The sequence below is a fragment of the Rufibacter sp. JT3400010 genome, assembly GCF_054956755.1.
The window spans coordinates 16,643-42,443 of sequence record NZ_JBUDXA010000005.1 but is presented as its reverse complement, the minus strand read 5'-3'; the positions used below and the strand labels follow the sequence as shown (position 1 = coordinate 42,443).

At 49.6% G+C, this 25,801-nt stretch carries 19 protein-coding genes and 1 tRNA gene; 8 read left to right on the top strand and 12 right to left on the bottom strand.

The window, feature by feature from the left end:
* Window positions 1-278: 278 nt before the first annotated feature.
* The 5 genes from ACY0JR_RS06580 to ACY0JR_RS06560 form a co-directional block, all read right to left on the bottom strand.
* Window positions 279-2,192 (bottom strand): RecQ family ATP-dependent DNA helicase, encoded by a 1,914-nt coding sequence (locus tag ACY0JR_RS06580; protein WP_462633148.1) that lies wholly within the window; start codon window positions 2,190-2,192, stop codon window positions 279-281.
* A 378-nt stretch (window positions 2,193-2,570) separates the two neighbouring features.
* On the bottom strand, window positions 2,571-3,395 hold the full coding sequence (locus ACY0JR_RS06575) for a hypothetical protein (protein ID WP_462633147.1): 825 nt from the start codon (window positions 3,393-3,395) through the stop codon (window positions 2,571-2,573).
* A gap of 362 nt (window positions 3,396-3,757) precedes the next feature.
* Window positions 3,758-5,866, bottom strand: a complete 2,109-nt coding sequence (locus tag ACY0JR_RS06570; RefSeq protein WP_462633146.1) for a ComEC/Rec2 family competence protein — start codon at window positions 5,864-5,866, stop codon at window positions 3,758-3,760.
* Window positions 5,859-5,990 (bottom strand): hypothetical protein, encoded by a 132-nt coding sequence (locus tag ACY0JR_RS06565; protein WP_462633145.1) that lies wholly within the window; start codon window positions 5,988-5,990, stop codon window positions 5,859-5,861. The genes ACY0JR_RS06570 and ACY0JR_RS06565 overlap by 8 nt, the downstream gene beginning before the upstream one ends.
* A gap of 91 nt (window positions 5,991-6,081) precedes the next feature.
* The gene (locus tag ACY0JR_RS06560) at window positions 6,082-7,122 is read right to left on the bottom strand and encodes a PhoH family protein (RefSeq protein WP_462633144.1); all 1,041 of its coding nucleotides are present in this window, start codon (window positions 7,120-7,122) and stop codon (window positions 6,082-6,084) included.
* A gap of 111 nt (window positions 7,123-7,233) precedes the next feature.
* Here ACY0JR_RS06560 and ACY0JR_RS06555 point away from each other — a divergent pair, with 111 nt between their 5' ends.
* The 4 genes from ACY0JR_RS06555 (at window position 7,234) to ACY0JR_RS06540 (ending at window position 9,358) form a co-directional block, all read left to right on the top strand.
* Window positions 7,234-8,010 carry an SAM hydrolase/SAM-dependent halogenase family protein gene (locus ACY0JR_RS06555; protein WP_462633143.1) on the top strand — a complete coding sequence of 259 codons (777 nt, stop codon included), beginning with the start codon at window positions 7,234-7,236 and terminating at the stop codon, window positions 8,008-8,010.
* A 312-nt stretch (window positions 8,011-8,322) separates the two neighbouring features.
* Window positions 8,323-8,613 carry a putative quinol monooxygenase gene (locus ACY0JR_RS06550; RefSeq protein ID WP_462633142.1) on the top strand — a complete coding sequence of 97 codons (291 nt, stop codon included), beginning with the start codon at window positions 8,323-8,325 and terminating at the stop codon, window positions 8,611-8,613.
* A gap of 75 nt (window positions 8,614-8,688) precedes the next feature.
* Window positions 8,689-9,228: an iron-sulfur cluster co-chaperone HscB C-terminal domain-containing protein gene (locus ACY0JR_RS06545; protein ID WP_462633141.1), complete on the top strand. Its 540-nt coding sequence runs from the start codon at window positions 8,689-8,691 to the stop codon at window positions 9,226-9,228.
* A gap of 46 nt (window positions 9,229-9,274) precedes the next feature.
* A tRNA-Leu gene (locus tag ACY0JR_RS06540) sits at window positions 9,275-9,358 on the top strand.
* Between the two features lie 222 nt (window positions 9,359-9,580).
* Here the strand turns inward: ACY0JR_RS06540 and ACY0JR_RS06535 are convergent.
* The gene (locus ACY0JR_RS06535; RefSeq protein WP_462633140.1) at window positions 9,581-10,144 is read right to left on the bottom strand and encodes a transposase; all 564 of its coding nucleotides are present in this window, start codon (window positions 10,142-10,144) and stop codon (window positions 9,581-9,583) included.
* A 372-nt stretch (window positions 10,145-10,516) separates the two neighbouring features.
* On the opposite strand from ACY0JR_RS06535, the gene ACY0JR_RS06530 reads away from it, so the two are divergent.
* Window positions 10,517-10,939, top strand: a complete 423-nt coding sequence (locus ACY0JR_RS06530) for a DUF1810 domain-containing protein (protein ID WP_462633139.1) — start codon at window positions 10,517-10,519, stop codon at window positions 10,937-10,939.
* A 107-nt stretch (window positions 10,940-11,046) separates the two neighbouring features.
* A complete protein-coding gene (locus tag ACY0JR_RS06525; RefSeq protein ID WP_462633138.1) occupies window positions 11,047-11,760 on the top strand; it encodes a RibD family protein in 714 nt (237 codons plus the stop codon).
* 126 nt (window positions 11,761-11,886) lie between these two features.
* Here the strand turns inward: ACY0JR_RS06525 and ACY0JR_RS06520 are convergent, their stop codons facing one another.
* Together ACY0JR_RS06520 and ACY0JR_RS06515 are read right to left on the bottom strand one after the other, a co-directional pair.
* On the bottom strand, window positions 11,887-15,510 hold the full coding sequence (locus ACY0JR_RS06520; protein WP_462633137.1) for an ABC transporter permease/M1 family aminopeptidase: 3,624 nt from the start codon (window positions 15,508-15,510) through the stop codon (window positions 11,887-11,889).
* Window positions 15,507-16,436 carry an ABC transporter ATP-binding protein gene (locus tag ACY0JR_RS06515; RefSeq protein WP_462633136.1) on the bottom strand — a complete coding sequence of 310 codons (930 nt, stop codon included), beginning with the start codon at window positions 16,434-16,436 and terminating at the stop codon, window positions 15,507-15,509. Before ACY0JR_RS06515 ends, ACY0JR_RS06520 begins: the two co-directional genes overlap by 4 nt.
* An 829-nt stretch (window positions 16,437-17,265) precedes the next feature.
* Between ACY0JR_RS06515 and ACY0JR_RS06510 the strand changes: the two genes are divergently transcribed.
* Together ACY0JR_RS06510 and ACY0JR_RS06505 are read left to right on the top strand one after the other, a co-directional pair.
* Window positions 17,266-17,997 carry a sensor histidine kinase gene (locus ACY0JR_RS06510; RefSeq protein ID WP_462633135.1) on the top strand — a complete coding sequence of 244 codons (732 nt, stop codon included), beginning with the start codon at window positions 17,266-17,268 and terminating at the stop codon, window positions 17,995-17,997.
* Window positions 17,966-18,691: a LytR/AlgR family response regulator transcription factor gene (locus tag ACY0JR_RS06505; protein WP_462633134.1), complete on the top strand. Its 726-nt coding sequence runs from the start codon at window positions 17,966-17,968 to the stop codon at window positions 18,689-18,691. The genes ACY0JR_RS06510 and ACY0JR_RS06505 overlap by 32 nt, the downstream gene beginning before the upstream one ends.
* 161 nt (window positions 18,692-18,852) lie before the next feature.
* On the opposite strand, the gene ACY0JR_RS06500 is transcribed toward ACY0JR_RS06505, so the two are convergent.
* The 4 genes from ACY0JR_RS06500 to zwf all read right to left on the bottom strand — a co-directional run bounded on the left by ACY0JR_RS06500 (window position 18,853) and on the right by zwf (window position 25,685).
* Entirely contained in the window at window positions 18,853-21,033 is a 2,181-nt protein-coding gene (locus tag ACY0JR_RS06500; protein ID WP_462633133.1) for a PKD domain-containing protein, read from the bottom strand.
* A 353-nt stretch (window positions 21,034-21,386) separates the two neighbouring features.
* Entirely contained in the window at window positions 21,387-23,072 is a 1,686-nt protein-coding gene (gene asnB, locus ACY0JR_RS06495; protein WP_462633132.1) for an asparagine synthase B, read from the bottom strand.
* Between the two features lie 358 nt (window positions 23,073-23,430).
* A complete protein-coding gene (pgl, locus tag ACY0JR_RS06490; RefSeq protein ID WP_462633131.1) occupies window positions 23,431-24,159 on the bottom strand; it encodes a 6-phosphogluconolactonase in 729 nt (242 codons plus the stop codon).
* Between the two features lie 17 nt (window positions 24,160-24,176).
* Window positions 24,177-25,685 (bottom strand): glucose-6-phosphate dehydrogenase, encoded by a 1,509-nt coding sequence (gene zwf, locus ACY0JR_RS06485; RefSeq protein WP_462633130.1) that lies wholly within the window; start codon window positions 25,683-25,685, stop codon window positions 24,177-24,179.
* Window positions 25,686-25,801: the final 116 nt, after the last annotated feature.

Here is a 25,801-nt window from a genome sequence, read left to right as displayed (position 1 = left end):
TGTGAGCAAACGGTAAGGTCGTTTCTTCAAAGCCTTTCTAGTTCGCCAACAAGATCTTTCCAAGATGACAAAGGGATGTAGGACACCAGGGTGTAAACCAGTTTACTCTGAAAGGCCCTGGCTCAAGGTACTCTCTGCAATGCGTACGAACACGAGCCGGAGGCTCGCGCCAGCAGCGGTATGGATACAAGCAGGTGCTTCAGCAGAAACTACCAAAAATGGGTGGAAGCACGCAAAGCTATATAATATTACTTAACATAAATATACACCCAAAAACACTAATTCTCCTTTCGGTGTAGATTCCCTTCTGAGGTATAACCCACCACCCCACTCTCCAGCATTTCTTGCAATAGCCCACCTAGCAGTTCCTGCTCCGAAGAGCTGAAGTGCATGGCAATGGATTTAGGATGAAGTGGTGTTTCTTTCAAATGACTGAGGACGCGGGCTTCCATGTGGAGCTTGTTTTCTGCCAGCTTCTTTTTCTTCTTCTGAGCCAGGCAGTAATCACAGATGCGGCAAGGCGCTGTGGCCTGCTCCCCGAAATACGCGAGTATCTGATTAGTGCGGCACCGGGAGTTGTCCTGCATGAAATTGATGACGGCATGGGCTTTTTCTAGTGCCCGTTCTCTGAACAGCGTCAGGCGTTTCTGGTCAATGGGCAGGGAAGCAGCATCAAACCGGGGGGCGGTGAACTGCACTTGGGGGCCGTCATGCTGCGGTTCATACACCAATACTTTCCGCTGATGCAGGTGCTGTAACTGTTGCCGTACGGTTGCTTCGGGTACCGAAATGTGTTTCGCCAGTCCTTTCTCTGAAATCTTCACAAAATCGCGGTATAACTCTCCGCCGTACAGGCGCAACAAGCCTTTGATCACCGGTTCCAGCGCTTCGTTTATAATTTGATAATCGTAGAGTTGGGTGCTGCTCAGCAGGAAAGTCACTTTAGAGGGACTATAGAAGCCCTCGTTCAGTTGCAGCAGCCCCTCAGATTCCAGTTGCTTGAGGGCGAAGTGAACTTCAATAGGCGATAGTTGGTACGTGCGGCTGAATTCGGCTAAATCAAAGTCAAACGATTGGAAAGCGCCGCTGCCGGTAGCCAGTTGGTAGAAATTAGCTAACGCCTGGTACACCCGCTTCAAGGTCTCAACCGGCGGATACGCCTCCTCGGTTTTCTTTAGAAGCAGTCCTGTATCTTCGGGGCCTAACAAAACCGTGGCATAACTGTATTTCCCGTCACGGCCGGCCCTTCCCGCCTCTTGGTAATAGGCTTCCAAAGAGTCTGGTAAGTCCAGGTGCACCACCAGGCGCACGTCTGGTTTGTCAATCCCCATACCGAAGGCGTTGGTGGCCACCATCACGCGCACGCGGTCCATGATCCAATCGGTTTGGGCGGTGGTGCGAGTTTGGTGCGGCAAGCCGGCGTGGTAGGCCGCTGCTTTGATGCCTTGCTTGTGCAGCCACTGCGCCAGTTCCATGGTGCGGCGGCGGTTGCGTACGTAGACAATGCCCGTGCCGTTCATCTTCTGTAATATCTCGCGCAGCCTGCCTTCCTTGTCTTCCGTCTGCAACACAGAATAAGAAAGATTTTTACGGGCGAAGCTCTGCTGAAAGACTTGCTGCTTTTTGAACTTCAGTTTCTCCTGAATGTCCACCTTCACCGCTTCGGTGGCCGAGGCTGTCAAGGCTAGTACCGGTACGGCAGGTAGTAACGCGCGCAGCTTGGCAATTTCCAGATACGGCGGCCGGAAGTCATAGCCCCACTGCGAGATACAGTGCGCTTCATCTACTGCCAACAGACACACATTCATGCGCTTCACGCGCTCCAGAAACAGCTCCGTTTGCAACCGCTCCGGCGACACGTACAGAAACTGCACCACGCCAAACACGCAATTATCCAGAATGATATCGCGCTCCCGTTCCGGCTGACCCGCATGCAGAGCGGCCGCAGAAATGCCTCGTTTCTTGAGGTTTTCCACCTGGTCCTTCATGAGCGCAATCAACGGAGACACTACGATGCACACCCCTTCCATGACCAGCGTGGGCACCTGAAAGCAGATAGACTTCCCCCCGCCCGTAGGCAGAATGGCCAACGTATCTTGCCCCTTCAGCACCGAAGTAATAATCTCCTCCTGCCCCGGCCTGAACGCCTCATGCCCCCAATACTGCTTCAGAATATCTTGAATGTTTGCCATAGGTGCGCCAAAATTACGAATTAGTTCATGGTTGCGCCCCATTGTCCATCCTGGTTTCTGGCTTGGAAGAAAGATAAAGGAGTCTTGACACGCGTAAAGGTTGTGATGAGTTGTGCGTAGAGTTAGCGCCAGCGCTCTAAACACATACCGGACAGCCAATCTCCAGATTGGCGAGAAGGGAAAGCCATTGGCCCAGACGCTCGCAGGTCCTCCGGACGCTACGAGGTCCTTTGAGCAAGCGGTTTATGCGGTGGCAACCAGAAACACCCCTCCTAATGTAGGAGGGGTGCCCGAAGGGCAGGGTGGTAACAAAAAACCCTAAAAACAGAAAACCCGACCAAAGGCCGGGCTTCTAACATTCACTTCTATGTAAGGCCATTAAGCCGCGGCAGATTGTTCATGCTCACGGTCTTCAATCACTTTCTTCAACTTCAGGATAGACTGCTTGGCACGTTCCTCATCCAGTTTGTTGATGTTCAGGAGCATTTTGGTTTTCTCCTGACGGGTAATTACCGGATTGTTCAGCAGACGAATGATTTCTTCCTTCTGCTTGGCGGTAGCGTACTTCACCGTGGCTTCTTCGGCGACTGGTGCCGGTGCGGCAGGTGCCTGCACAGGGGCGGGCGCAACTTCCGCCACAACTGGGTCGGCCGGAACAGCTTTCATGGTTTTAGGAGCGGCAGCGGGCTTAGCCGGTTGCTCTGCCTTCTGCTCGGTCACGTTGCCCTGGTAGTCCATCTCCTCAGCGGGAGTTGGTTCATACCCGGCGGCTCTGATGATCCAGGCTAAGATGTTACGGTAGGCTTTCCCAATGGCTCTGGTCTGCGCCATAGAAGCGATAGCGTATTCCTGGTAGTACTTACGGCCTTGCTCTTTGTTAGAGCACAGCGCAAAGCCCGCTCCTACTATCTGCTCGGTGCGCAGGTTCAGCAGGTTTACTTTGGCCATGTACTTAATCTCAGTGCTATCGCTCATGTTGGTGAGCGCATCTACCACGGGCAGAATACCCAGACGGGAACCGGCGTACTGCCAGCCTTCCACGTTCACGTACTCCTTGCCTTGTATGTTTTGATACAGCCGATTCTCCTTAATGAACTTCGCCAAATCAACGGCCAAGTGCATGGTCTCATCAGAGCGGGAGATATCAAAACTTTCGATTTTGTTCTTCTTAACCACTTTCTCTTCGTTACTAGCTTGGTTCATTTTCGTCTGCATTTAATTCCTTGTTTCATTACAGATTGATAACAGAACCCCCTCTCTAAAAGTGCCAAATAGGTGAATTTTCACACCAATAAATCACCTTGATTTTCAACCACTTACAAGTATTTACTAAAATATTTTTAGCATTGATAAGACCTTGCAAAACAGCACTTTACCGAATACACTAAATTCGTTAGCAAACCTTCCGCCTAGCGAAAGGCATATATAGCTAATCGTCTAACTACCAGAACCTTATTATACGTTTTGGAATAGAAAAATGGAATAAAATTGGCATGAAAACGCCTAAACAACCTGGAGGCGGGTTTAATCCTGTTTTAAAGAAATGACTCCATAAATGCCCCTGCCTACAACCTGATCAACCACGCTCCGTCTTCTTCCAGCACATGGACTTTGTACCCGGCCTCCCGAAGTTCGTCGGCCTTCCGGGCCACGTACCTTCTAGAATTAGTTTGGTCCAGGAGAATAGTTCGGGTAGAGAAAGTGGTCTGTAGCCTGGCTACGTCAAACCAAACATTCTGCTGCAAAACAAGGGCATCTATCGTAACTAGCTGCGCCAAATTCTTCGGCAACTTTTTAAGCCAGAGCAGCCGTTTGCCCTGCCAGACCACCAGCCGGTTCCCTTCCGGCGTCACGTGGTAAGGCACCTTCTGTTTAGAGCCTGCTTTGGGAAAAGAACCCATTAAAGAAGAGTCCTGCCTTACACCTCTGGCCCACCAATACGGTTGTACCTGGTAAGAAAACAGCGTGGGTTGGGCATAGAAAGCAGAATCGGCGAAGAAGGTGACCTCCCGGCCCTGCAGCATACTCACCGCGCTGCTTCTTCTCACGCTATGGATCACCAACTCTCTGGTGCGGCCTTGCCGATGCGCCTCGGCTAGCTCGGTGCCGGTAAAAAACGCCAGACACAAAAGGGTCACTACCAGCCAAGACAATCTTTTCTGCACTAGAAAAAGGACAGCCCCTATCATGAGTAGATACAAAGCCACCACCTGACTGGGCGTAATGACAAACCCATCCAGTACTGCCGCGGGCCAGTGCTCCAGCCGTAACAGCAACTCATTCATACTCCACAGCGTCCACTCCAGCAGTCTACCCAAGACGGTATTCAGGCCCGGCACCCAAAAGAGCAGCATAAACCCGATGCCTAGGTACAAAGCCCCGGAAGACAGCGGCACCGCCACCAGGTTGGCTACCCAGAAATATACCGGGAACTGATGAAAGTAATAGAGGCTCAATGGAAACGTTGCCAACTGCGCCGCCACAGAAATAGCCAGTAACTCCCAAACTAAGCGCACCGGCTTCCGTTCTGGGTACCAAAGTTTCAGGAACAGGGGTTGCAGCAGCACAATACCGGCCACGGCCAGGAAACTCAACTGGAAACCTACATCGAACAGGAAATTGGGTTCATATAGTAGCAGAGCCAACGCCACCAAAGCCAGCGTATTCAGAATGGAAGCTTTTCGGCGCAGCAACAGGCCCAGTTCTACCAGCGAGAACATGCACACAGACCGCAGCACCGAAGCCGACATCCCGGTCACGAAGGCGTAAAACCAGACAATGCCCACAATGAACAGAAAGATCAGCAGTTTACTGGATTTGCTTCGCCGAAGGGGTTTCAAAAAGAGCAGCAGTACGCCGTACAACAGGCCCACGTGCAGACCGCTCACCGCCAGCACGTGCATGGTGCCGGTACGGGCGTATGCATTGCGCAGCGCAGCATCCAGGTCGTCCTGCACGCCTAGCACCAGCGCGTTGGCAATGGTGGCTTCGCGTTTTGCGTGGACGTGTTGGAGAAAAGCGTTTTCGAGCTGTTTTCTGATTTTCAGGCTCAAAGCCACTACGGCGCTGGGCGGCGCATAGCCTATGGTCAGCCAGGTACTGTTAGGAAGATAGGCTTGCCATTGAATGTGCTTCAGGGCCAGATAACGTTTGTAGTCAAACTGATATGGATTGGCGGGTTTGGCGGGCGGAGACAGCCTGCCTTGCACCAGCAGTTGGTCTCCGTAGCGCAAGGCGTCTGCTTTTTCTGAACGGGGCAGAAACACTGCCACCTGCCCCTTGGCGGGAATCCATTTGCCCTTGGCTTGAACGGCTTCCACCCGCCCCACCGAACTAACCGAATTTGGTTTGAGCGCTACGGCTTTGATTAACGTGAGGCGGTAATGGGTAATTTCCTGCGCAGGTACCGGGAGGGTTTCGGGTTTGTTTTTCAGGGAACTGCCCCAAAAAGAGAAAGTCGTTACGGCCAGCATACCGGTTATTCCGGCCCATCTGCGGCGGCGGGCTAAGGGGCGTTTCAAAGCAATCCACCCCGAGGCAAAAAACAGGAGCACAAAAAAAGCCGCAACTTCTCCCGCGTAAGAGAAACTTCGGCCTACCAAATGGTACAGGATAATCCCTAGAACAAAACTGCCCACCAGACGAAACGTGCCGGCCAATGCAGTTTTAGCCATGCAGCTCCAGTTTGTATGATGCTACGTTGTTTTCAGAGTTAGAAGTGAGAAACGGATACAAACCAATCACTGCCAGCCGTACCTGCCAGTTCACAGAATTCAAAGCATCTGGTATGTTTCCCATCTTCTTCAAAAGAAAGCTTTCTACCTGCTCAAAAAGAAATCGGCACAGGTGCGCTCCCCTTAAAGAGAAGGCACCTGTGCCGAAGTAAAATTTAGTCGTTATGACGGCGGAAGTTCTGGCGATGGCGAGGGGCATCCTGGAAATCGGCGCCAGCCTGCTCACGCTCTTCGCGCTCTTTCTGGCGTTTTTCGTCAAATTTGGTGTACGCCTCCACAATGTTCTTCACCAGGCGGTGGCGCACCACATCATCGGCGTGCATCTCTACGAAGCCAATGCCTTTAATGTCTTTGAGCACCGTGAGCGCCTCAATTAAGCCCGACCGTTGGTTGCGCGGTAAGTCAATCTGGGTGCGGTCACCGTTAATCATCACTTTAGAGGTAGGTCCCATACGCGTCATGAACATTTTGATCTGCATGGGTGTGGTGTTCTGGGCTTCGTCCAGTAGCACAAACGCGTTGTTCAAAGTACGACCACGCATGTAGGCCAAAGGTGCTATTTCTATGATTTTGTTTTCATAGTAGTACTTCAACTTCTCTACCGGAATCATCTCCTCTAAGGCATCATAGATTGGCCGCAGATACGGGTCAATTTTGTCTTTCATGTCGCCGGGCAAAAACCCGAGGCTCTCCCCTGCTTCCACCACCGGGCGCGAGATGATGATTTTCTTCACCTCTTTGTTTTTGAGCGCACGCACGGCCATGGCCACCGAAATGAACGTCTTACCGGTACCGGCTGGTCCCATGGCAAAGATCAAGTCGTTCTTCGCAATGGCCTCCACCAATCTCTGCTGGCTGGGATTTTTGGCTTTGATCACACCGCCTTTGCTGCCGTACACAATCACGTCTGGCGAGGTAATGACCACATCCTCCTCAAAATCATTGTCAGCGGTCAGGAATTTATGGACGCTTTTGTCCGTGATTTTCCCGTACTGGTGATAATGCTCTATGAGCGAAGAAAGGATTTCGTGGATTTTGGTGATCTCGGGGGTTTGCCCCTGTATCTTTATCTCATTGCCGCGCGAGATGATTTTGCTGCTTGGGAAAGCGGCGGCCAGTTGTTTTATGTTTTGGTTCTCGAGACCCAGGAAATCTAACAGAGAGATATTCTCCAGGGTTATTGTTTTTTCTACCAAGGGCTATTTCCGTTTATGTATGTGGTTTTAAAACCAATCTACTGAAAATATAGTAGATTTGTTATAAGACAATTTTACTATTTATAAAGTTCTTTTTGACCATCCGTTCCCATGGGAATTCTCACGTTACTGTCAGATTTTGGCACCATTGACCACTACGTGGCCGCCCTCAAAGCTAAGATATTGACTATCAACCCGGCGCAGGTAATTGTAGACATTTCACATCACATAGAACCCTTCAATATTGCCCATGGCTACCATGTGATCAACTCGGTCTACCAGGACTTTCCCAAAGGCACGGTGCATCTGATTGCGGTAGACACCCACGGTACGCGTAGTGGCCGCTACCAGGTGGCCCGGCAGAAAGGACATTATTTTATCTGTGCCGATAACGGTTTGCTGTCGCTGCTCACCGACGGAGATCCCGAGCAACTGATTGACTTGCCGCTGCACCCCGACTCCACCTCGCCCGCCCGCGACATTATGGTGCCCGCCGCCGTAGCGTTGGCCCAGGGCTCCTCCATGGCTGAGGTGGGTGAACTAGCCGATGGCATGGTGCAGCTCATTAACCGCCAGCTCAGGCTGAATGACCATTCCATTACCGGCCACGTGGTGCACGTAGACCATTACGGCAACCTCATCACTGATATTACCAAAGACAGCGTGGAAGCCATCGGCCACGGCCGAAACTTCACCATCCATTTCAACCGCGAAGTCATTGACCGCCTGAGCACCCGCTTCAACCAACCCAATGAAGGCGACAGCGTGGCGCTGTTCAACCGCCAGGGTAATCTGATTATCGGCATCAACAAAGGCCACGCCTCAGAACTGCTAGGCATGTACTTTGACTCGCCAGTGGAAATCAGGTTTGCCCCAGACAATGAATAATTACTTTCATTAGGAATTAAGAATTTAGAATTAGGTATTGGCTTCTCCTTACAAGCCATTCTGATTCTTAAATCATTTTCGTCATCTTAATTCTAACTCATTGTTGTCATCCTGATACCATCTCATTTTTGTCATCCTGAAAGGATCTTGTGAGCGAACTAGACTTGCTGTTCTTAAACGTTTCTACCGCTTGCCACCAAGATCCTTTCAGTATGACAAAGCAGGATTTATAGAGTTTTGGTCCAGTTTTCTCCAAAACACGACTAAAACGGCGTATACGGGCAGGCAAAAACTAATTCCTAACTAAAAGAAATGCTGATACGAATAGTAAGAATGACCTTTCAGGAAGAGAAGGTGCCTGCGTTTCTGGAGATCTTCAAAGCCTCCAGAGCCCAGATTGCCGCTTTCCCGGGTTGCCGGAGCGTAGAGTTGTTACAGGACTACCATCTGCCAAACGTGTACAGCACCTACAGCCTCTGGGATTCTGACGAGGCTCTGAACAACTACCGCAAATCGGAACTATTCGGGAGCGTCTGGAAACCTACCAAAGCTTTGTTCGCTGAACCCGCGCAGGCCTTCTCCTTTAAACCCGCCGAGGTCTAACCCAAGCCTCGTGTATCTTGGTGCCAGCTTTTTACGTCTAGCATCTCATGTTCAACTTCTAGCGTCTATTCAACCGTGAACTACTTCCAATTCTATGATATCCCGGAAAGCTTTCTGCCCGATGAGAAAGCCATCCAAAGCAAATACTACGCTCTCAGCCGCGAGTTCCACCCTGATTTCTACACGCTAGAGTCGCCCGAAAAGCAGCAGGAGATTCTGGAGAAGTCCACCCTCAACACTAACGCCTACCGCACCCTCTCCAACTTTGACCGCCGCATGCAGTACATTCTGGAGCAGCACGGCCTTCTGGAAGAAGGCGGCCAAAATGATTTGCCGCAGGATTTCCTGATGGAAGTGATGGAGCTGAACGAGCAGTTGATGGATCTGGAAATGGACTATGATTCGGTGCAGTTCAAGATTGTCTCTGACCAAACGAACGAAATTGAGGGCTTTCTAAAGGCTTCTATCTGGCCGGTACTGGAATCTTATGAAAATTTACCTCCTGATGCTCAGGCAGAAGCCTTAAAACAGGTAAAAAATTACTACCTCAAGCAGCGTTACCTCTTGCGTATAAAGGAATCATTGAATAAGTTTGCATCCTCTTCTGACAGATAAAGCGTTTCACGCCTCGTTTTTCAGAATCTACCGAAAAGGAGCAAATGCCCAGGTGGCGGAATCGGTAGACGCGTTGGTCTCAAACACCAATATCTTCACGGATGTGCCGGTTCGACTCCGGCCCTGGGTACTCCAAAAGCCTTGTAAACGAAAGTTTGCAAGGCTTTTTTGTTTTCAAGGAATCTTGATTGTAGCGTTGTTACCTGTAACGACGTGGTTCTGCGCAGCGCTAACCGTTTCAATCAACCAATAGTCTTGACTTGCAAATGCTTCGAGGTAAGGTTCGTTCTGAGGTAAACGGTTTAATTTCATAGAGGCTCGTCGTTACAGGGTAACGACGCTACGGTTCGGATTAAGATTTATAGAACTGGTCTTCTTGCCATTTGGAGGGGTTATCTGCAATATAATTTTCAATAAGAATTAGCTCTCGTTGATCTCTAATAATGCGGTCATGAAAACGAGGTTGCCAACCGAACGGCTCGGTACTCACACTCTTAATCATTTTGGTACAGGTAGATTTGTAAAAGCCTATAACTTGGGAAATAGAACCTGCTTTTAGGGCTAAATTTGACATAAATTCGTTTTTCTCAATAGCAGCATTATCAAGCAATGCCATATTGTTCCCCGAAGTGGAATCAGCACCTAGCCTTCCCTCTAACCCCAGGATACCATGCACATGGTTAGGCATCACCACGAATTCGCCAAGATATATTTGGGGCATATGCTTTTGCAGATCAAGCCAATAATCATGGGCAATCTGTCCCTCATCAGACAAGATCATCTCCCCGCTCACCACCTCGCCAAAGAAGGGATAACGCTCTTGCGTGCAAATCGTGATGAAATACAGGCCTCCAAGCCGATAATCATAGCCTTTCAGGCGACGGGCGCTTTTGCTGAAAGCATCATATTTTGCCATAGAAGACAACTGGTGTACCATTGAACGAAAAAGCCAGCCACCTGTTTCCAGCCTCCTTTTCTAAAACGAGTTCCAAATACAGAAATGTAGCGTCGTTACCCTGTAACGACGTGGTTCTACGAAGCATTAATCGCCTCTCCCGTCTTGGATCATACCTTGCAACTGGCTTTGTTTTCCTGTTGACGTGAATAGCCGGTTTAATTTCATAGAGGCTCGTCGTTACAGGGTAACGACGCTACATTTCTGGGAAGAACAATCAGCAGATGATCAGAACCTATAACAATCTGGCAGGGTAACTGAATGTGTTTTGCCAACTTTATCAAAAACAGATCCTCGCGTATATATCCATAGAAGCAAAAATTCAAACAGAACATGAAAGAAACAGGCTTGCAAAGATTCTTGAGCGCGCAAGAAAGAGACTATGAAGTGGCGCTTGCTGAGATAAGGAAAGGAAGAAAACAAAGCCATTGGATGTGGTATATCTTTCCTCAGGTCCGGGGCCTGGGCTTTAGCGATACGTCCATCTTCTACGGCATCAAAGACCTACTTGAAGCCGAAGCTTATTTAAAGCACCCCGTTTTAGGCAGCAGGCTCGTGCAAATTTGTGAGGCGCTTCTGAAACTGGATGGGAAAGATGCTCACCGCATCTTCGGAAGCCCAGATGACCTGAAACTCAAATCTTCCATGACGTTGTTCGCCTCTTTACCTAATACAAATCCCGTGTTCAAAGAGGTTTTGGAGAAGTACTTCCACGGCAAACAAGACGATAAAACGTTACAGCTACTTCACTCTTAACTTTGCATGACAGAAGATAAGGTGAATTTTGCCCTTTCCTTATCAAGCTATAAATCACGTAGAATGGCTTTATAGCTTTGTTTTAAATTTTAAACCCGAAAACGTAAATGTTAGACACCAATAAGCCTTATGTCATTTGCCACATGTTGGGCTCCGTAGATGGCCGAATCAAACAGAATATCTGGGGATTTAAAGACCATCATAAGTATTTTGAAGAAACGGCCGAAAAAATTGAAGCAGATGCCTGGTTAGTAGGCCGGGTAACCATGCAGGAGTTTTCTAGCAAAGAAACCTATTCCATGGAGGTAAATCACGACCTTATTCCTAAAGAAGATTTTGTGGCGGAGCAGGAGGCCAAAACCTATGCGGTGGTGATTGACCCATCTGGAAAATGCTTTTGGGACACCAACATGGTTTCTACGGAGCACGTGATTGAAGTCCTGACCGAACAAGTGCCCTCTGGCTATCTGGCGCACCTCAGAAGCAAGAAGGTGTCCTACATCTTCGGAGGCAAAGAGGAGTTGGACCTTGACCTAGTACTCCAAAAACTGTACAGTCTTTTTGGCATGAGGACGGTGCGCATAGACGGCGGTGGTCACGTGAATGGTTCCTTTCTGAAAGCCGGCTTGATAGATGAATTTAGTCTGGTTCTTGCTCCCGTAGCCGATGGTACCATTGGGTCACCCACGGTGTTTGAGGCAGCGGAAGGGTATGAAAACCGGAAAGCCACGCAGTTCAAAATCAAGTCCGTGGACCGCATCTATGATGATTTTCTATGGATTAGGTACCTGGTGGTCAAAGATCAGGAAACCGGGAGATAAGGTGTCCATAGACACAGGGTTACTATCACTTTAATCCTGCCTGATACTGGTAACCTTTAGTTTCTATTTTAACAATTAGGGGAGGGGTAAAGACGCATCTGAGAAAATGTGCCTTTACCCCTTCCCTTACTTCTTCACCTCTGCCAGATTATCCTTCGTGTTCCAGTCAATCATCAGGTGATTAGGGTCTATACCCACTTGCGAGGGTTTGCCTGGCACCGTCACCGTGATGGTCTGCTGTTTAGAATGAATGAAGTGCTTTTGCAGGTAAAGAGGTTGGCCCTGTTCCTCCCCTGCTTTGGCTGGCCCATAAATGCCTACTTCTATCCAATCCTTCAGAGGAACCTCCCTCTCCAACCCAGCTTCGCTTACCACCGTTTTGCGGGCCTCCACGGTGAGAGTCACCTGCCAGGCACCTTCTTTGGTTTGCTTTACGGCAGACTGGGTCGCCTTTAGATCCCAGAAGGTGTTGGCCTTGAAGAGGTCGTGAAGCAGGTACTGGAGCGAGTCTGGAGTGGCCGCTTCCAGTTCTTGGTAGAGGTTTAGGGAAGTGGCAAACGGAACTTTGCCGGGAGAGTTTTTTTGCAGCAAATTCCGGAGGGCACCGTTTACTTTATCTTTCCCTATGTACTTGCTCAACGCATACAGGGCCATAGGTCCTTTGCGGTAGTTTTGGTACCAGTCATCGGCTTGCAGCAGCGGTAAGGCGGCTTTAGTTTGCGGGTTCTCGTACTCTTCCATCAGAAAGCTTAATAGCTTCTTCAGGTGCGTAGGACCGTATTTTTCCTCCAGCACGCCCATAGCCGAGTACCAGGCAAGGCTTTCGGTAATGAGACCTGCTCCCTCTACATAGGCCTGTTTCAACTGATTGCCCCACCATTGGTGCGCTACTTCATGTGCCACCACGGCCGTCACCAAATCAAAGCCCCGTTCATCTGCCTCTGAGTTCAGAAGGAAAAAGCCCTCCTCTGCCGTAATATTGATAGGCGCGGCATGGTTCCCAAAACCATATCCATGATGGGTCACAAACCGGAGTTGACGGTACGGGTAAGGCCCAAACTGCTTGGTGTAATAATCCAACGAGGCATTTGCACTCCTCACCATCCGTTCCGGGTTCATGGTAAGGCCCTGCGGGTAGAAAATCTGGATGTTTACCTCTTCTCCCGGATTAGCCGATGGGTTTGGCCATTTCCCCTCCTGCACTGTGTAGTTCGCCGAGAAAAAAGCATATTCATTTCGGATGGGCGCGTCTGAGGCGTAATGGAAGTAGCGGCGGCCGTCTTTGGTCCAGGTTTGGAGCAAGGTGCCGGGTGCCACCACCTGTTGGTTGACCTCTGTCCCCACAACTGCCTCAAAGCTGATTCGCTCTGAAAACGGGGCATACCGACGAGCTTCTAGATCATAGAGCGAAGCGGTGGCGGGACGAGGTGCCAAACCATACGTTTTTCGGGCGGCAGCGGCATCCAATTCCCGGTACGGTTGGTACCCTATGACCGGAAGCCACTCTATGTTCCGGAAGTTGGTGCCATTTGCCACCATCTGCGCATCGGCTCCACTGTTGGTAAAGCCTTGGGCTTTGTAAGCTACCTGAAAACGCAGACGCACAGAGTCGCCGGGCTGAAGGGGTTTTGTTAAGGCGTATATTCGGTAGCCGTGCTCCTCGTCCTTTAGAACTTCTTTCGCTGAAATGCCAAAGTTCACGGCAGTTGTTTCAACGCCCGCTCCCATAGCCAGATGAATGGAGTCAATGGATGTCTGGGTTTTATTCACCAGCAGGTACGTGCCTTGTATCTCCACCGCCCGCTGTTTTGGGCACATTTCTACCCGAAGATTTACGCTGGTCAGCAGAGGCTGAGGCACGTTTTGGTATTGCTTATAGCGCTGCTCGTAATCAGCCCGTTGCGCCGCTGCCGCGGAGGAGTTGATATAGTCATGCAGCACGTTGGTGTTATAGAAGACAAAGCAGCCCAACAGGAGAATGCCCCCTACGGCTACGGCCGTGGTCAAGGCAGTAGACTTGGTAAACCGATGACGAGCCAATTGAAGCCGAGCTTTTAAACTTACCTCCCGGCTGCGTACCCATAAAAGCTTTGCCACTACTGACAGCAAAACCGCCCACGCAACCCAGTAAGCTTTAAACCACAGCCACGGTGCCACAGAATTGGCAAAACCACCCATGCTGGTATACGTCCACTTCGGGCTAGACCCGAAAATAAGCAGCTTGTGCTCTAGCCCTAATTTGGAGGCAAACATGAGGCATCCAAAAATAAGCAGCGCCACCAAATGTCCAAGGTATTTCTGATTAACCACCACGTGCACCACCAACGCCAGCAAGGCAAAGAGTAGACATTCTACCAACTGAAACCCGAAGAGCACTTTTAGATACAGGCCTACCTCCACCTCGGCTCCGCCGATTGCGATTTGAGCCAAAATTCCAGAAAACAGCAGGAAAACGAGCCAGATAAAAAGCAGGAGACTAAGCGAAAAGAACTTGCTCAGGAACAGCACCCATTCCGGTACCGGAGCCGCGTTAGAGAGTTCGCTCAGGCCGCTTTCCCTTTCGCGCCAGACCAGCTCACCGGCGTAGAAAATAGTGAGCAGGAAAATGATGATCCAGAACTTTCCGGGTTCCGTAAAAGGGGCCGTTAGAATAGGTAGAATTTGGTCGGTTCTGGGCAACAGGGGAACGCCCTTGCTTTTCAAATTGCCCGGCATGGCGGCACCAATCACCAGGGCCATCAGTCCCAACAGCAGCAGCCCGGTTTTGCCTTTTGCCAACGCCCAGAACGAATTGCGGGTGATCAGCTTTATCTGGTGCAAGCGTGTTGTGAAATTGAAGGTTCCCCGCATCTGTGATAATGGTGCTGCAGGTGCCCATTTCAGCCAAGCCAAGTCTTTTTCATTTGTATCTGGTTGTTTCGCCTGCTTCCGTTTGGGGGCTGTTTCCGGCAAAACGAACCGAAAACGGAAATACGTCAGCGCCAGCATGCCTACGGCAATGCCCAACCATACGACACGGTTTACCAGAAACATCCCCTCCAGGGTAAGCAGGCGCGTATTCAATTCTAGGGGGCTCCATTTATTGCTTAGGTGGCTTATGACGGGCGTGAAACCCATGGGATCTACCAGGGTTCCTAGTCCCCACCGACTCATGGTAGCATCCAGCACCTGCCCCAGTGCGTAGGCCGCGATAAAAAGGATCACGCCGCCCAGGTAGCTGGCCACGGCTTTGCGGGAAAGTGCCGCCATAGAGAACTGAATGGCCGTGGCAATAAAAGCGTTGGGCAACACCAGAAAGAAGTAGGAACTGAAGTACGCCGTAGCCCTGAATGGTCCCAAAATCTCGGCTTCAATCCCCGTGCAATACAGGGTGAGCAAAATGCCCATGGGTATGGCAAACAGAACGAGTACGTTGAGCAGAAAGGCAGCCAGGAACCGTCCGCCCAGGTAATCCCTTTTGCTGACCGGCGAGGTGTAGGTGAGGGAGAACATGCGCGTCTGCACGTCTCTGGCGGCGGCGTCACCGGCTACTGCACCGCCCATCAAAAGCCAGAAAACACAGCATAAGACCGTGACGGCCGCGATAACGACGGGGGCATTGACCAGCACGTACCCTTCGCGCGCATCTGAAGCATAGTTGGCGGTAATGAACAGGTACGCAAGCACAAATACCACGGCAAAATACCCCCACGTGGTCACCTGCCGGAGTTGGTAGTTGAACTCCAACTGGAAAATCTTCTGGAACTTCATAGCTGCACCTCCTCCGCTTTCTGTTGCAGATTGGCCTGGCCATAGTAGCCTGTCATGGTACTGAAGTACACATCCTCAAGGTCTGACAGTGCCAGTTCAAAGCCGTTGCCGGGATCATCCTGACTATAAATGTGCACTATTGTTTGCCCACCCAGCAGTTTGGCAGAGATGACCTGGTGCTCCCGTTCAACTTCAGGTAGCTTGTTTTTGTCAATGAGCGTACGCCAAATCTTCCCTTGCAAAGCGGCCACGGCCTGTTGGGTTTGCGCTTTCAGCAAAATTCTCCCTTGATTGATGATGGCCAGGTTGGTGCACAGTTCAGACACATCCTCTACAATGTGTGTGGAGAGAATGACCACGCTGTTTTCGCCTAGCTCACTCAGCAGGTTCAAAAAACGGATGCGTTCTGCGGGGTCCAGCCCGGCGGTGGGTTCATCTACAATCAAGAGTTTGGGGTTGCCCAGCAGCGCTACCGCCACCCCAAAACGCTGCCGCATGCCACCCGAGTAGCCGCCTAGTTTCTGTTTGCGCTTGTCCCAGAGGTTGGTTTGTTTTAGGAGGCGTTCTGTTACCTCTTTTCGCGATGCTTTGTTGGTGAAGCCTTTTAGTACCGCGAAGTAATCGAGCAATTCCTCGGCGGTGGCTTTAGGGTACACTCCGAATTCCTGCGGCAAATAGCCGAGCGTCTGGCGCACTTCTTCCTTCTGGTTCACCACATCTAGATTTCCTAGGAATATTTGTCCCTGATCTGGTTCCTGCAGCGTAGCCAAGGTGCGCATAAGCGTAGATTTGCCTGCTCCGTTGGGTCCTAACAAGCCAAACATGCCGGGTGGGATGGTCAGCGAAATATTGTTTAGTGCCTGAACGCCGTTGGCATAAGTTTTAGAGACGTTCTGTATCAGGAGGCTCTCTTGGTGGTTTTCCATATTTTTCATGCTTGTGCCGTCGAAATTTTATAGAGGCAGGTTTTTTCCATTCTGATTTCAGTCTGATTTTGCAGAATCAGGCTGAAATCAGATAATTCACAGCTTAAGTAGCTGCTTTGATTCATTGAGTAAATAGTCAGAAATCATCAAGTGTACTTCTACTTCGTCATCTTGAAAGGACCTTGCGAGCAAGCTGTCTTTGCGTCTACTCAAGCGCTTATTTAGTTCGCCTACAAGGTCCTTTCAGGATGACAAAGTGAGGGGTTTATGTTATGTTACCTTTCAAACTGATTGAAGACAGAGAGGATATGGCTTTTCTTTTCCGACTCTCTTTTGGGTAAAAGAACCATCTTCCTAAAACAGCGCAAAAACTGATATGCCGGCGCTAGAAAGTAATCGACAGAGGGTGGCTTTTCATCTGTGAGTGGGCTGGTAGGCTAGGCTTTCCATTTCGTAGATTAAGAAAAGGAACTGGTCGAGTAGAGGTGCAGGGGCTGCGGGGAAAAGGTATCTTTGTTCTATGCAGAGAGTTAAAAACATCTTCTGGCTGGTTCACCTAATTGTCTGGCTTCTATTCACCTCTTTGGTGAGCTTGCAGTTGTGGACGGATAACCATACTTACTGGGTTCCCTTTACAACCGGGTTCATTCTGACCTGTTTGTATATTTTTTACAGCCATTTTTTTCTTTTGACCAAATATTTAGGGAAGAACAAAAGGAGAGAATATTTTAAAAGGCTGTCCGGTATTGTCTTGACTGGCCCTTTACCCTTCGTTTTATTCCATCCTAAAAAACTGTATGCTTGGGAGAATTTCGGTGAGTATTATGCCATGGTTCTCATCACCTTGGTACCCATTTTCCTCTTTCTGAGCTGGCTGGCCCGAGTCACAGAAAATCTGGTGCTGAATACCATCAAGAAAGAACAGTTGGAGAAACAAGCCGCCGAGTCAGAGCTGCACTATTTGAAATCTCAGATTAATCCTCACTTCCTGTTCAATACCCTTAACAACATTCACACGTTGGTGTACAAACAAGCGCCCACCGCTCCTGAGGCAGTTTTGCGCCTGGCCTCTTTGATGCGCTACATGATTTATGAGTCCAATGCGCCCACGGTACCGCTGACGCGGGAATTAAACTACCTACAGGATTATATAGGCTTGCAGCAGCTTAGGCATAAGAACTCCCCGGTAGTGGACTTGACCATACACGGGGCGCCGGAAACCTGTGAGATTGCACCTCTGCTATTCATTCACCTCTTGGAAAATGCATACAAACACAGTCCTGCGCGGCTGGAGCCAGAGGCTATAAAGGTAAGGGTAGATATAAAAGCCGATTCGCTTACCTTTCAGATTCAGAACCCCAAAGTCACTCATCAGAAGAGTATGGTGGAGGAACCCGGTGGTATAGGATTGCCGAATGTTCAGAAGAGATTGCAATTACAATACCCGGGGCAGCATAGTTTGGTGATTGAAAACACCGCTGAAACGTTTAGGGTAAGTCTAGAAATTAACGGTACGCACGCGCACGTCCATGAAAGAGAAACTCAGCTGCTACATCATTGATGACGAGCCTTTGGCCCAGGAAATTCTGGAAGAATACGTGGCCAAAGTGCCTTTCCTGGAGCTGAAGGGAACGTTTATGAGCCCTCTGGAGGCGGCGGAAAACCTGAAAACAGACAAACTTGATTTGCTCTTCCTGGACATCAACATGCCGGACCTGGACGGGCTCAGCTTCATTCCTATGCTGAACCCAAAACCCATGATCATCCTGACAACGGCTTATGACCAGTATGCGCTTAAAGCCTTTGAGTTAGAGGTGAAGGACTACCTGGTGAAGCCATTTTCCTTTGAACGCTTCTACAAAGGGGTTCTGCGAATATACCAGGAACATAGTGCCAGGCAGCAACCGGCTAAGAAAGAAGTACTAGCTGAGCCTAGAAGCGAGCCCGAGTATCTTTTCCTGAAGGTGGGTCACCGCATTCAGAAAGTCGCCATAAGGGACATCTTTTTTATTGAAGGCATGAAGGACTACCTTCGGGTGCATACCGTCCAGGAAAAGATCATGACGCTTACCAGTTTCGCCAAGCTGGAGGAACTGTTGCCACCGCAGAATTTCGCCCGCGTGCACCGGTCGTTTATGGTGGCCATTGACAAGATTGACCACATTGAGAAAAACAGGATCAGCATTGCAGACCAGACCATTCCTATCAGTGATACCTACGCCGATGCTTTTTATAAATTGCTGAAGGGCATTTAAGAAGAGAAATTTCTCCGTAAATCTCTTTCCCCTTTTTATCTGATTGGTACACTGTGGAGCAGCTCAATACAACATTCATCATTTTTCAAACTAACAAAAAAAGCCGCTCATCATTTTGAGCGGCTTTTTTTGTGAAAACAACTTAAAAACAGTGAGGCTTCTTAGTCTACCTGGTAGACACTGCCTCTAGTATTGTTTCCAAATCTGTTTTCTGTGCTGGCATCTGCATTGATGGTGCTGGAAGGCGCAGCGAAAACTCCCCACCCCAGACTGTTGTAGATTTCACAGTCTTTCAGTTTTAGGGCTCCTTTTACGGTTACATTCGCCGTAGGTCCTATTTCGCCTGGAATGTTCGTACCACCGTAACTTACACTCACTCCGTTCAGCTCATTGAACGAACTTCTACTTTCAAAAATAATTCCCTGCCAGTGGGCTAAATGGTTCTGGCTGTGGAAACCGGTAAAAGCCACACTAGCGTCATTCATTCCTTTGGCTACCAGGTAACCGTTGTTTTGCACCCGCAATACTTTATTATCTGCAAATTGTAAGACAATAGATTTTCTTGGCTGAGAAATCATCTTTACCCCTGTTCTTATGTATAAATCACTTAGTACATGTACATACAATCCACCTACAGAAGCTGGCCAGGATACTTCTCCCCCTTCACTCACAACACCTTCAGTAACAATGCCGTTGTAGCCATTGTTACCATGAAAATTGGAGTTGTTGTCTAACCTATGAATTTGATTTGGAGCAACATACATGGAGGCTCCAATATTTTGACTGAAAGTATTGCTGGCAAACTCAGATAAATATCCACCGGTAGGAGCAACTACTACGCCATATCCGCCACTGTTTGTAATGGAAGAGTGGGTAAGTTTCAGCACGCCCCTTGTCCCCGGCTGGTTAGGATCTTCCCAGAGCATGATATTGGCTTTGAAATCTTTATTGCCTTGTCTGTAGCTGGTTTCGCCACCGTAAGCAACTTCTGTGTGGGTTATTTCGCTGATTACTTTGTGTGAAGCAATCACAATCCCTTTCCAGGACCCTTTTAATTTACTCCAACCAGTGAAGGTAATCTTCTGATTAGCGGTGCCCACCGCAGTAAGAACCCCCATTCCTTTTACTTCCATGCCTTTGCCGCGCATAAACTCCACTGTGACGCCCGGAGCAACGGTCAGGTGCCCTTCAATGCTCAGGTCTCCTACGGCAATGTATTGCACCCCATTTTTAAGGCGAGGCCAGGTAACGTTTGCGTGCTCAGGTACTGTGCCCGCAATAGAAACCCCTTTGGAGTCATTTTGTACCACGAAATTAGATTCTGCATCTAAAAAGTGTGCAGAAGTAGCTGATACAGAAATAGGCATGGCACTGTTATCATGGAAGGTGTTATTAGCGAAACCCATGATATTTCCAGAAGCACACATCCCGAACCCGTTCGCATGTTTGAAGACTGAGTTCGTTACTTTCAAGGCTGCTTCAGAGAAGTACCCTCCCACAATACCCACGTTTGTTTTAACATTCATGGAGAGGTTATCAAGATCACTGCTTCCGCCGTAGGCTACTTCTACAAAGTCAAAGACGTTCAAAGGGCTGGCAGTTTCCACTAATATGCCTTTCCAGAAACCGGGTACCTTGTTTCTACCGGTAAATACTATTTTCTGTGATGCGGTACCTATGGCATTCAGGGAACCGCCATACCCAATGCGCAATCCTTTATCAGCCTCAAATTCAATGACCACACCTGGTTCAACCCTAACGGGAGCCGATACCCACAGAAAGCCGGTGACCACGTAATCTGGCTGGTTAGGGTCTGCCACTCTGTTGGTAAGCGTTAAACTGGAGGCAATATCCTGGCTGAGCACCACATACGGCAGCTCTTCTACGGTGGCAAAGGTCATCACTTTCACCTTGTCCTTTTTCTGCCCGTTCACGCTGGAAACCGTTAGCTCTAACTCATATTCACCCGCTACATCTGGCACAAAAGAAGGTTTTGCCTGTGCCGGATTGGAGACGGTGATGTTACTGCCAGCCGGTTTCTGAGTAACCAACCAACTGAAGGTAAGCGGCGCATTTTTGGAATCTTTAGAATTGGAGCCGTCTAAGGTGACTGTCTGGCCCACTTGTATGGTCTGGTCTGCACCAGCGTCAACGGTCACTATCCCGTTATTAGGCTCGGGATCTTCCTCCTCGGTACAACTTCCTAAAAACATAGAGAAACCCAGCAACAACAGGGTAAGGGTTTTAAGACTAGCTGTAATTGATTTGGTTCTTAGTTGGAATAATGCAGGCATTAATCCATTCTGGGTCACTCTGGAAGTCGCACTCTTTAACGTTTTCATAGAATCAGAAGGTGATAGTTTTAAACGCTTCAGGGATTGTTAGTGAATGCATGAAATCACGCGTTTTTGTTTCCCTTTTTCTATAGACAGCGTTAAAGCGAAATCACCCTATGCTACATCTTAAATTTTTTTAAAATATAGAGAGTACGGTTAAAAGGAGTTTGATCTGTGATTGGGAATGCACTTTCTCGTGCCTGCAGTAAAAAGTACTTTTGTTTTACCCCTGATTTCTGGGAAGTACCTTAAATACCGAATTGCTGATGTAGAAGAGTTATGGTAAAATTAAAAACCCAAGCCCCACAAGTTCCAGGAACTTGTAGGGCTTGGGTTTACTTCCTAAACTATCTTAGAAACTACTCGGCTAACTCAGCTTTCTGGTACGCATCTGCGTGCACGTTGGCTACCGCCCGGCCAGAGGGGTCGTTCAGGTTTTTGAAGGAGGCATCCCACTCCAGGGCAATAGGTGTACTGCACGCTACCGAGGGAACCGAAGGTACGGAAAGTGCCGCGGCGTCACTTGGGAAGTGTTTCGCGAAGATGGAACGGTAATAGAACTCCTCTTTGCTGGAAGGCGGCTGAATAGGGAAATACTCGCTGGCATTGGCTAGTTGCTCATCAGTTACCTTCTTGTTCACCATTTCCTTGAGGGTGTCAATCCAGTTGTAGCCTACGCCGTCTGAGAACTGTTCTTTCTGGCGCCATGCCACGCTGGCGGGCAGGTAATCTTCAAACGCTTTGCGCAGCACCCATTTCTCCATGCGTTCGCCGTTGATCATCTTGTCCTGGGGGTTAATGCGCATGGCTACGTCCATGAACTCCTTGTCCAGGAAGGGCACACGGCCTTCAATGCCCCAGGCGCACAGAGATTTGTTTGCGCGCAGGCAGTCGTACATGTGGAGTTTGTCCAGTTTACGCACGTTTTCTTCGTGGAAGGCCTGCGCATTGGGAGCCTTGTGGAAGTACAGATAACCCCCGAAGATTTCATCGGCACCTTCACCGGAAAGCACCATTTTAATGCCCATGGCTTTAATGGCACGGGCCATCAGGTACATGGGCGTAGAAGCCCGCACGGTGGTTACGTCATAGGTTTCCAGGTGGTAGATTACGTCCTTGAGTGCATCTATCCCCTCCTGAATGGTGAATTTTATCTCGTGGTGAACGGTGCCTAAATGATCAGCCACTTTTTGGGCCGCTGCCAAATCTGGTGAACCTTCCAGGCCAATGGCGAAGGAGTGCAACTGCGGCCACCAGGCTTGCTCCCGGTCATTGCTTTCAATGCGCTTCTCTGCGTATTTTTTGGCAATGGCCGAGGTGATGGAAGAGTCCAGTCCGCCGGAAAGCAGCACGCCGTAGGGCACATCGCTCATGAGTTGGCGGTGCACCGCGGCCTCCAAGGCTTCTCTCAGTTCCTGGATGTTGGTTTCGTTTTCGGCTACGTTTTTGTATTCCTTCCAATCACGGTCATACCATTTCTGGAAGCCTTCTTCCTGGCTAGACAGGTAATGACCCGGTGGGAAAAGCTCAATTTTGGCGCACTTGCCTTCCAGCGCCTTCAGTTCTGAGGCCACGTAAAACGTCCCTTTCTCGTCCCAGCCAATGTATAGCGGAATGATACCCATGTGGTCGCGGGCAATGAGATAGGCATCATTCTCGGCGTCATAGATGGCAAAGCCGAAGATGCCGTTCAGGTCGTCTAAAAACTGGGTACCTTTTTCTCTGTACAGGGCCAGAATGACCTCACAGTCAGATTTGGTCTGAAAATTATAGTTGATATGGAGTTTCTCTCTCAGTTCTAAGTGGTTGTAAATCTCGCCGTTGGCGGCCAACACCAATAGCCCGTCTTCGCTGAACAAAGGTTGCTTGCCCGAAGTTGGATCTACAATAGCCAAACGCTCATGCGCCAAAATGGCCTTCTCATTACTGAAAACGCCGCTCCAGTCCGGACCCCGGTGCCGGATACATTTCGCCATTTCCAATAACTGAGGCCGTAACGCTTCAGAGGTTTCTTTTAAATCAAATGCACAAACAATTCCACACACAATACTTGACTTTTAGAATGTAACGTAAAACAAATATCGCATAATAAATCTAACTACAATACGAATTTGATACGTTTTTCAAATTTTAATTGAAAAACATACAAGTAAAACCATCCTTTATTGATTAGTTTCTCTTGGAATGATGGAAAGTTTACCATTGATTCAATAGAAATGGAAGCATAACCACAATGATTTATACAGCAAGTCAAGCAATAGTTGAAAGCTGCTACTTTGCTCTCATTTTGAATGCGGCTTCGTTTATGGTTTCTGGTAGTTGAAAGGAAAGAACACTCGCTCGCCTCTGGCGAGTGTGAGCGAGGGGGAAATTATAGTTCACAAGTTGTGAACTCTTGTAAACTTACCTTCCCCCAGACAACTGGCGGGCGGCGGCTTCATCTACCAGCCACAGGGTTTCCCCGTGTACGGGCTTAATGAGTTGGGACGGGTACTTCTCAGGATTACGCGCGCCTTCCAGTACCTGGTGCAGCGCATCGGCTTTCTTATCCCCGAAGGTCATGAACACGATTTTTTTGGCTTGGTTGAGCAAAGGAGCCGTGAACGTGATGCGGTACATGGACTGGGGCTCCAGGTAATAGGCCTGCACCCAGCGTTCGGTTTCATGCAAGACTGCGGTGCCCGGAAAAAGCGAGGCGGTATGGCCATCATCGCCCATGCCCAGCAAGATGAGGTCAAACTGGGGAGTAGCACTCCCGAAGTGGTTTAGGAGCCGTTTTTCGAAATCCAGGGCAAAATCCTCGGGTGCCTGTTCGCCATACATGGGGAAGATGTGGCTCTTGGAGATGGGCACGTGGTGCAGCAGCGCATCAAAGGTCATTTTGGCGTTGCTGCGGTCATCAGTAAGAGGCACCCAGCGCTCGTCTCCCCAGAAAACGAAAGTCTGCTCCCAAGGCACCAATTCCCGGTACGGCGACTGGGCCAAAAGTTTGTACAACTGCTCCGGCGACGAGCCACCCGTCAGCGCTACGGTAAACCGTCCGTTTTCCTTCACTGCCTCCTGGGCCGACTGCACAAAAAGATCGGCGGCGGCTTTGCTGAGTTCGGCGGGGGTTTTATGTACCTTTATCATGTTTTATTTGCGTGGCTTTATTTTTGAAAATGATTGGTCACCGACCAGGTATGCCCGTCGCGGGCAATTAAAGCCTCGGCGTTTTCTGGTCCCCACATGCCCGCCGGGTAATTAGGAAATTCCAAAGACGGCCGCGACTCCCAGGTTTCCAGAATAGGCGTTACTACTTCCCAAGCTGCCTCTACCTGGTCTGAGCGCATGAACAGCGTAGCATCGCCCTGCAGGGCATCCAGCAACAGAGTTTCATATGCCTCCGGCGATTGGGTAGAGCAATTGTCATAGTCAAACACCATCTCCGCAGGAGTTAAATCCATCTCCAGACCCGCACGTTTGGCGGTAAACCGAAGCCTGATATCCATCTGGGGCTGTATGTTGATGGTGAGACGGTTGGGCAGTAGGTTTTCAGACATAGTGCTGGAAAAAGTGGAGTGCGGCACCGGCCTGAACTGTACGGTAATGTTGGAGCTTTTCTCCTGCATGCGTTTGCCGGTGCGCAGGTAGAACGGAACGCCCTGCCACCGCCAGTTGTCCAGGTAGAATTTAATGGCGGCGTAGGTCTCGGTATTAGAGTTCGGGTTGACACCTTCCTCCTCGCGGTAGCCGGGTACTTTCTTGCCTTGCTGCCACCCCGGGCCGTACTGCCCTCTCACGGCGTAGCGGGTTACCTGTTCATGCGTCAGCGGACGAATGGCCCGTAACACGTCGGCTTTGCGGTTCCTGATTTCTTCGGCCTCAAAAGACAGAGGGGGCTCCATGGCTACCATGCACAGGAGTTGCAAAAGGTGGTTTTGGATCATGTCGCGCAAAGCGCCAGAACCCTCATAGTAGCCGCCCCGGTCCTCCACTCCTACCTGCTCAGCCACACTGATCTGCACATAGTCAATGTAGTTCCGGTTCCAGAGCGGTTCAAAAAGGGCGTTGGCAAACCGAAACGCCAGGATATTCTGCACCGTTTCTTTGCCCAGGTAATGGTCTATCCGGAAGATCTGGCTTTCCTGGAAGTACTGTGTCAAAAGTTTGTTCAGGCTGCGGGCCGTTTCCAGATCCTTGCCGAAGGGTTTCTCCACAATGATATGGTCCCGCGCCACGTCAGTTGCAATCTGGGCATTGTGCAGGTTCACGGTGACTGCTTCAATAAACTGCGGCGCCACCGACAGATAAAACAAACGGTTCGCTCTTAGTCCCCAGGCTTTATCCAGAGAATCCAGTTTATCGGCTAGATTTTGATAAGCCTTGGGGTCATTAATGTCTGATTGCAGGTAGGTGATGTTCTGGTGGAAGGTCTCCCAGGACTCTTTTTCGGGGGTACCTGTACGGGAGAACTCGGTTAAGCCTTCGTAGAGGTGCGTGCGGTAATTGGGATCGCTGAACTCAGAACGGCCTAAGCCAATAATCGCGAATTCTTTAGGCAACCAGCCCGCCAGAAACAGGTTATAAAATGCGGGCAGCAGCTTGCGTTTGGTCAGGTCGCCGGTTCCCCCAAAAATCACGACAATAGTAGGTGCCGCCTTCTTAGCTGATTTCATAAGTAGATGATCTGTTTTATAATGGTGAAGCGGTTTGGTCTGTCTTAAGCGTGATAGCTGGTTTTAGCCTGCTTTTAGAAAACAAGCATCAAAATAACAGCCTACACAGACCTAAC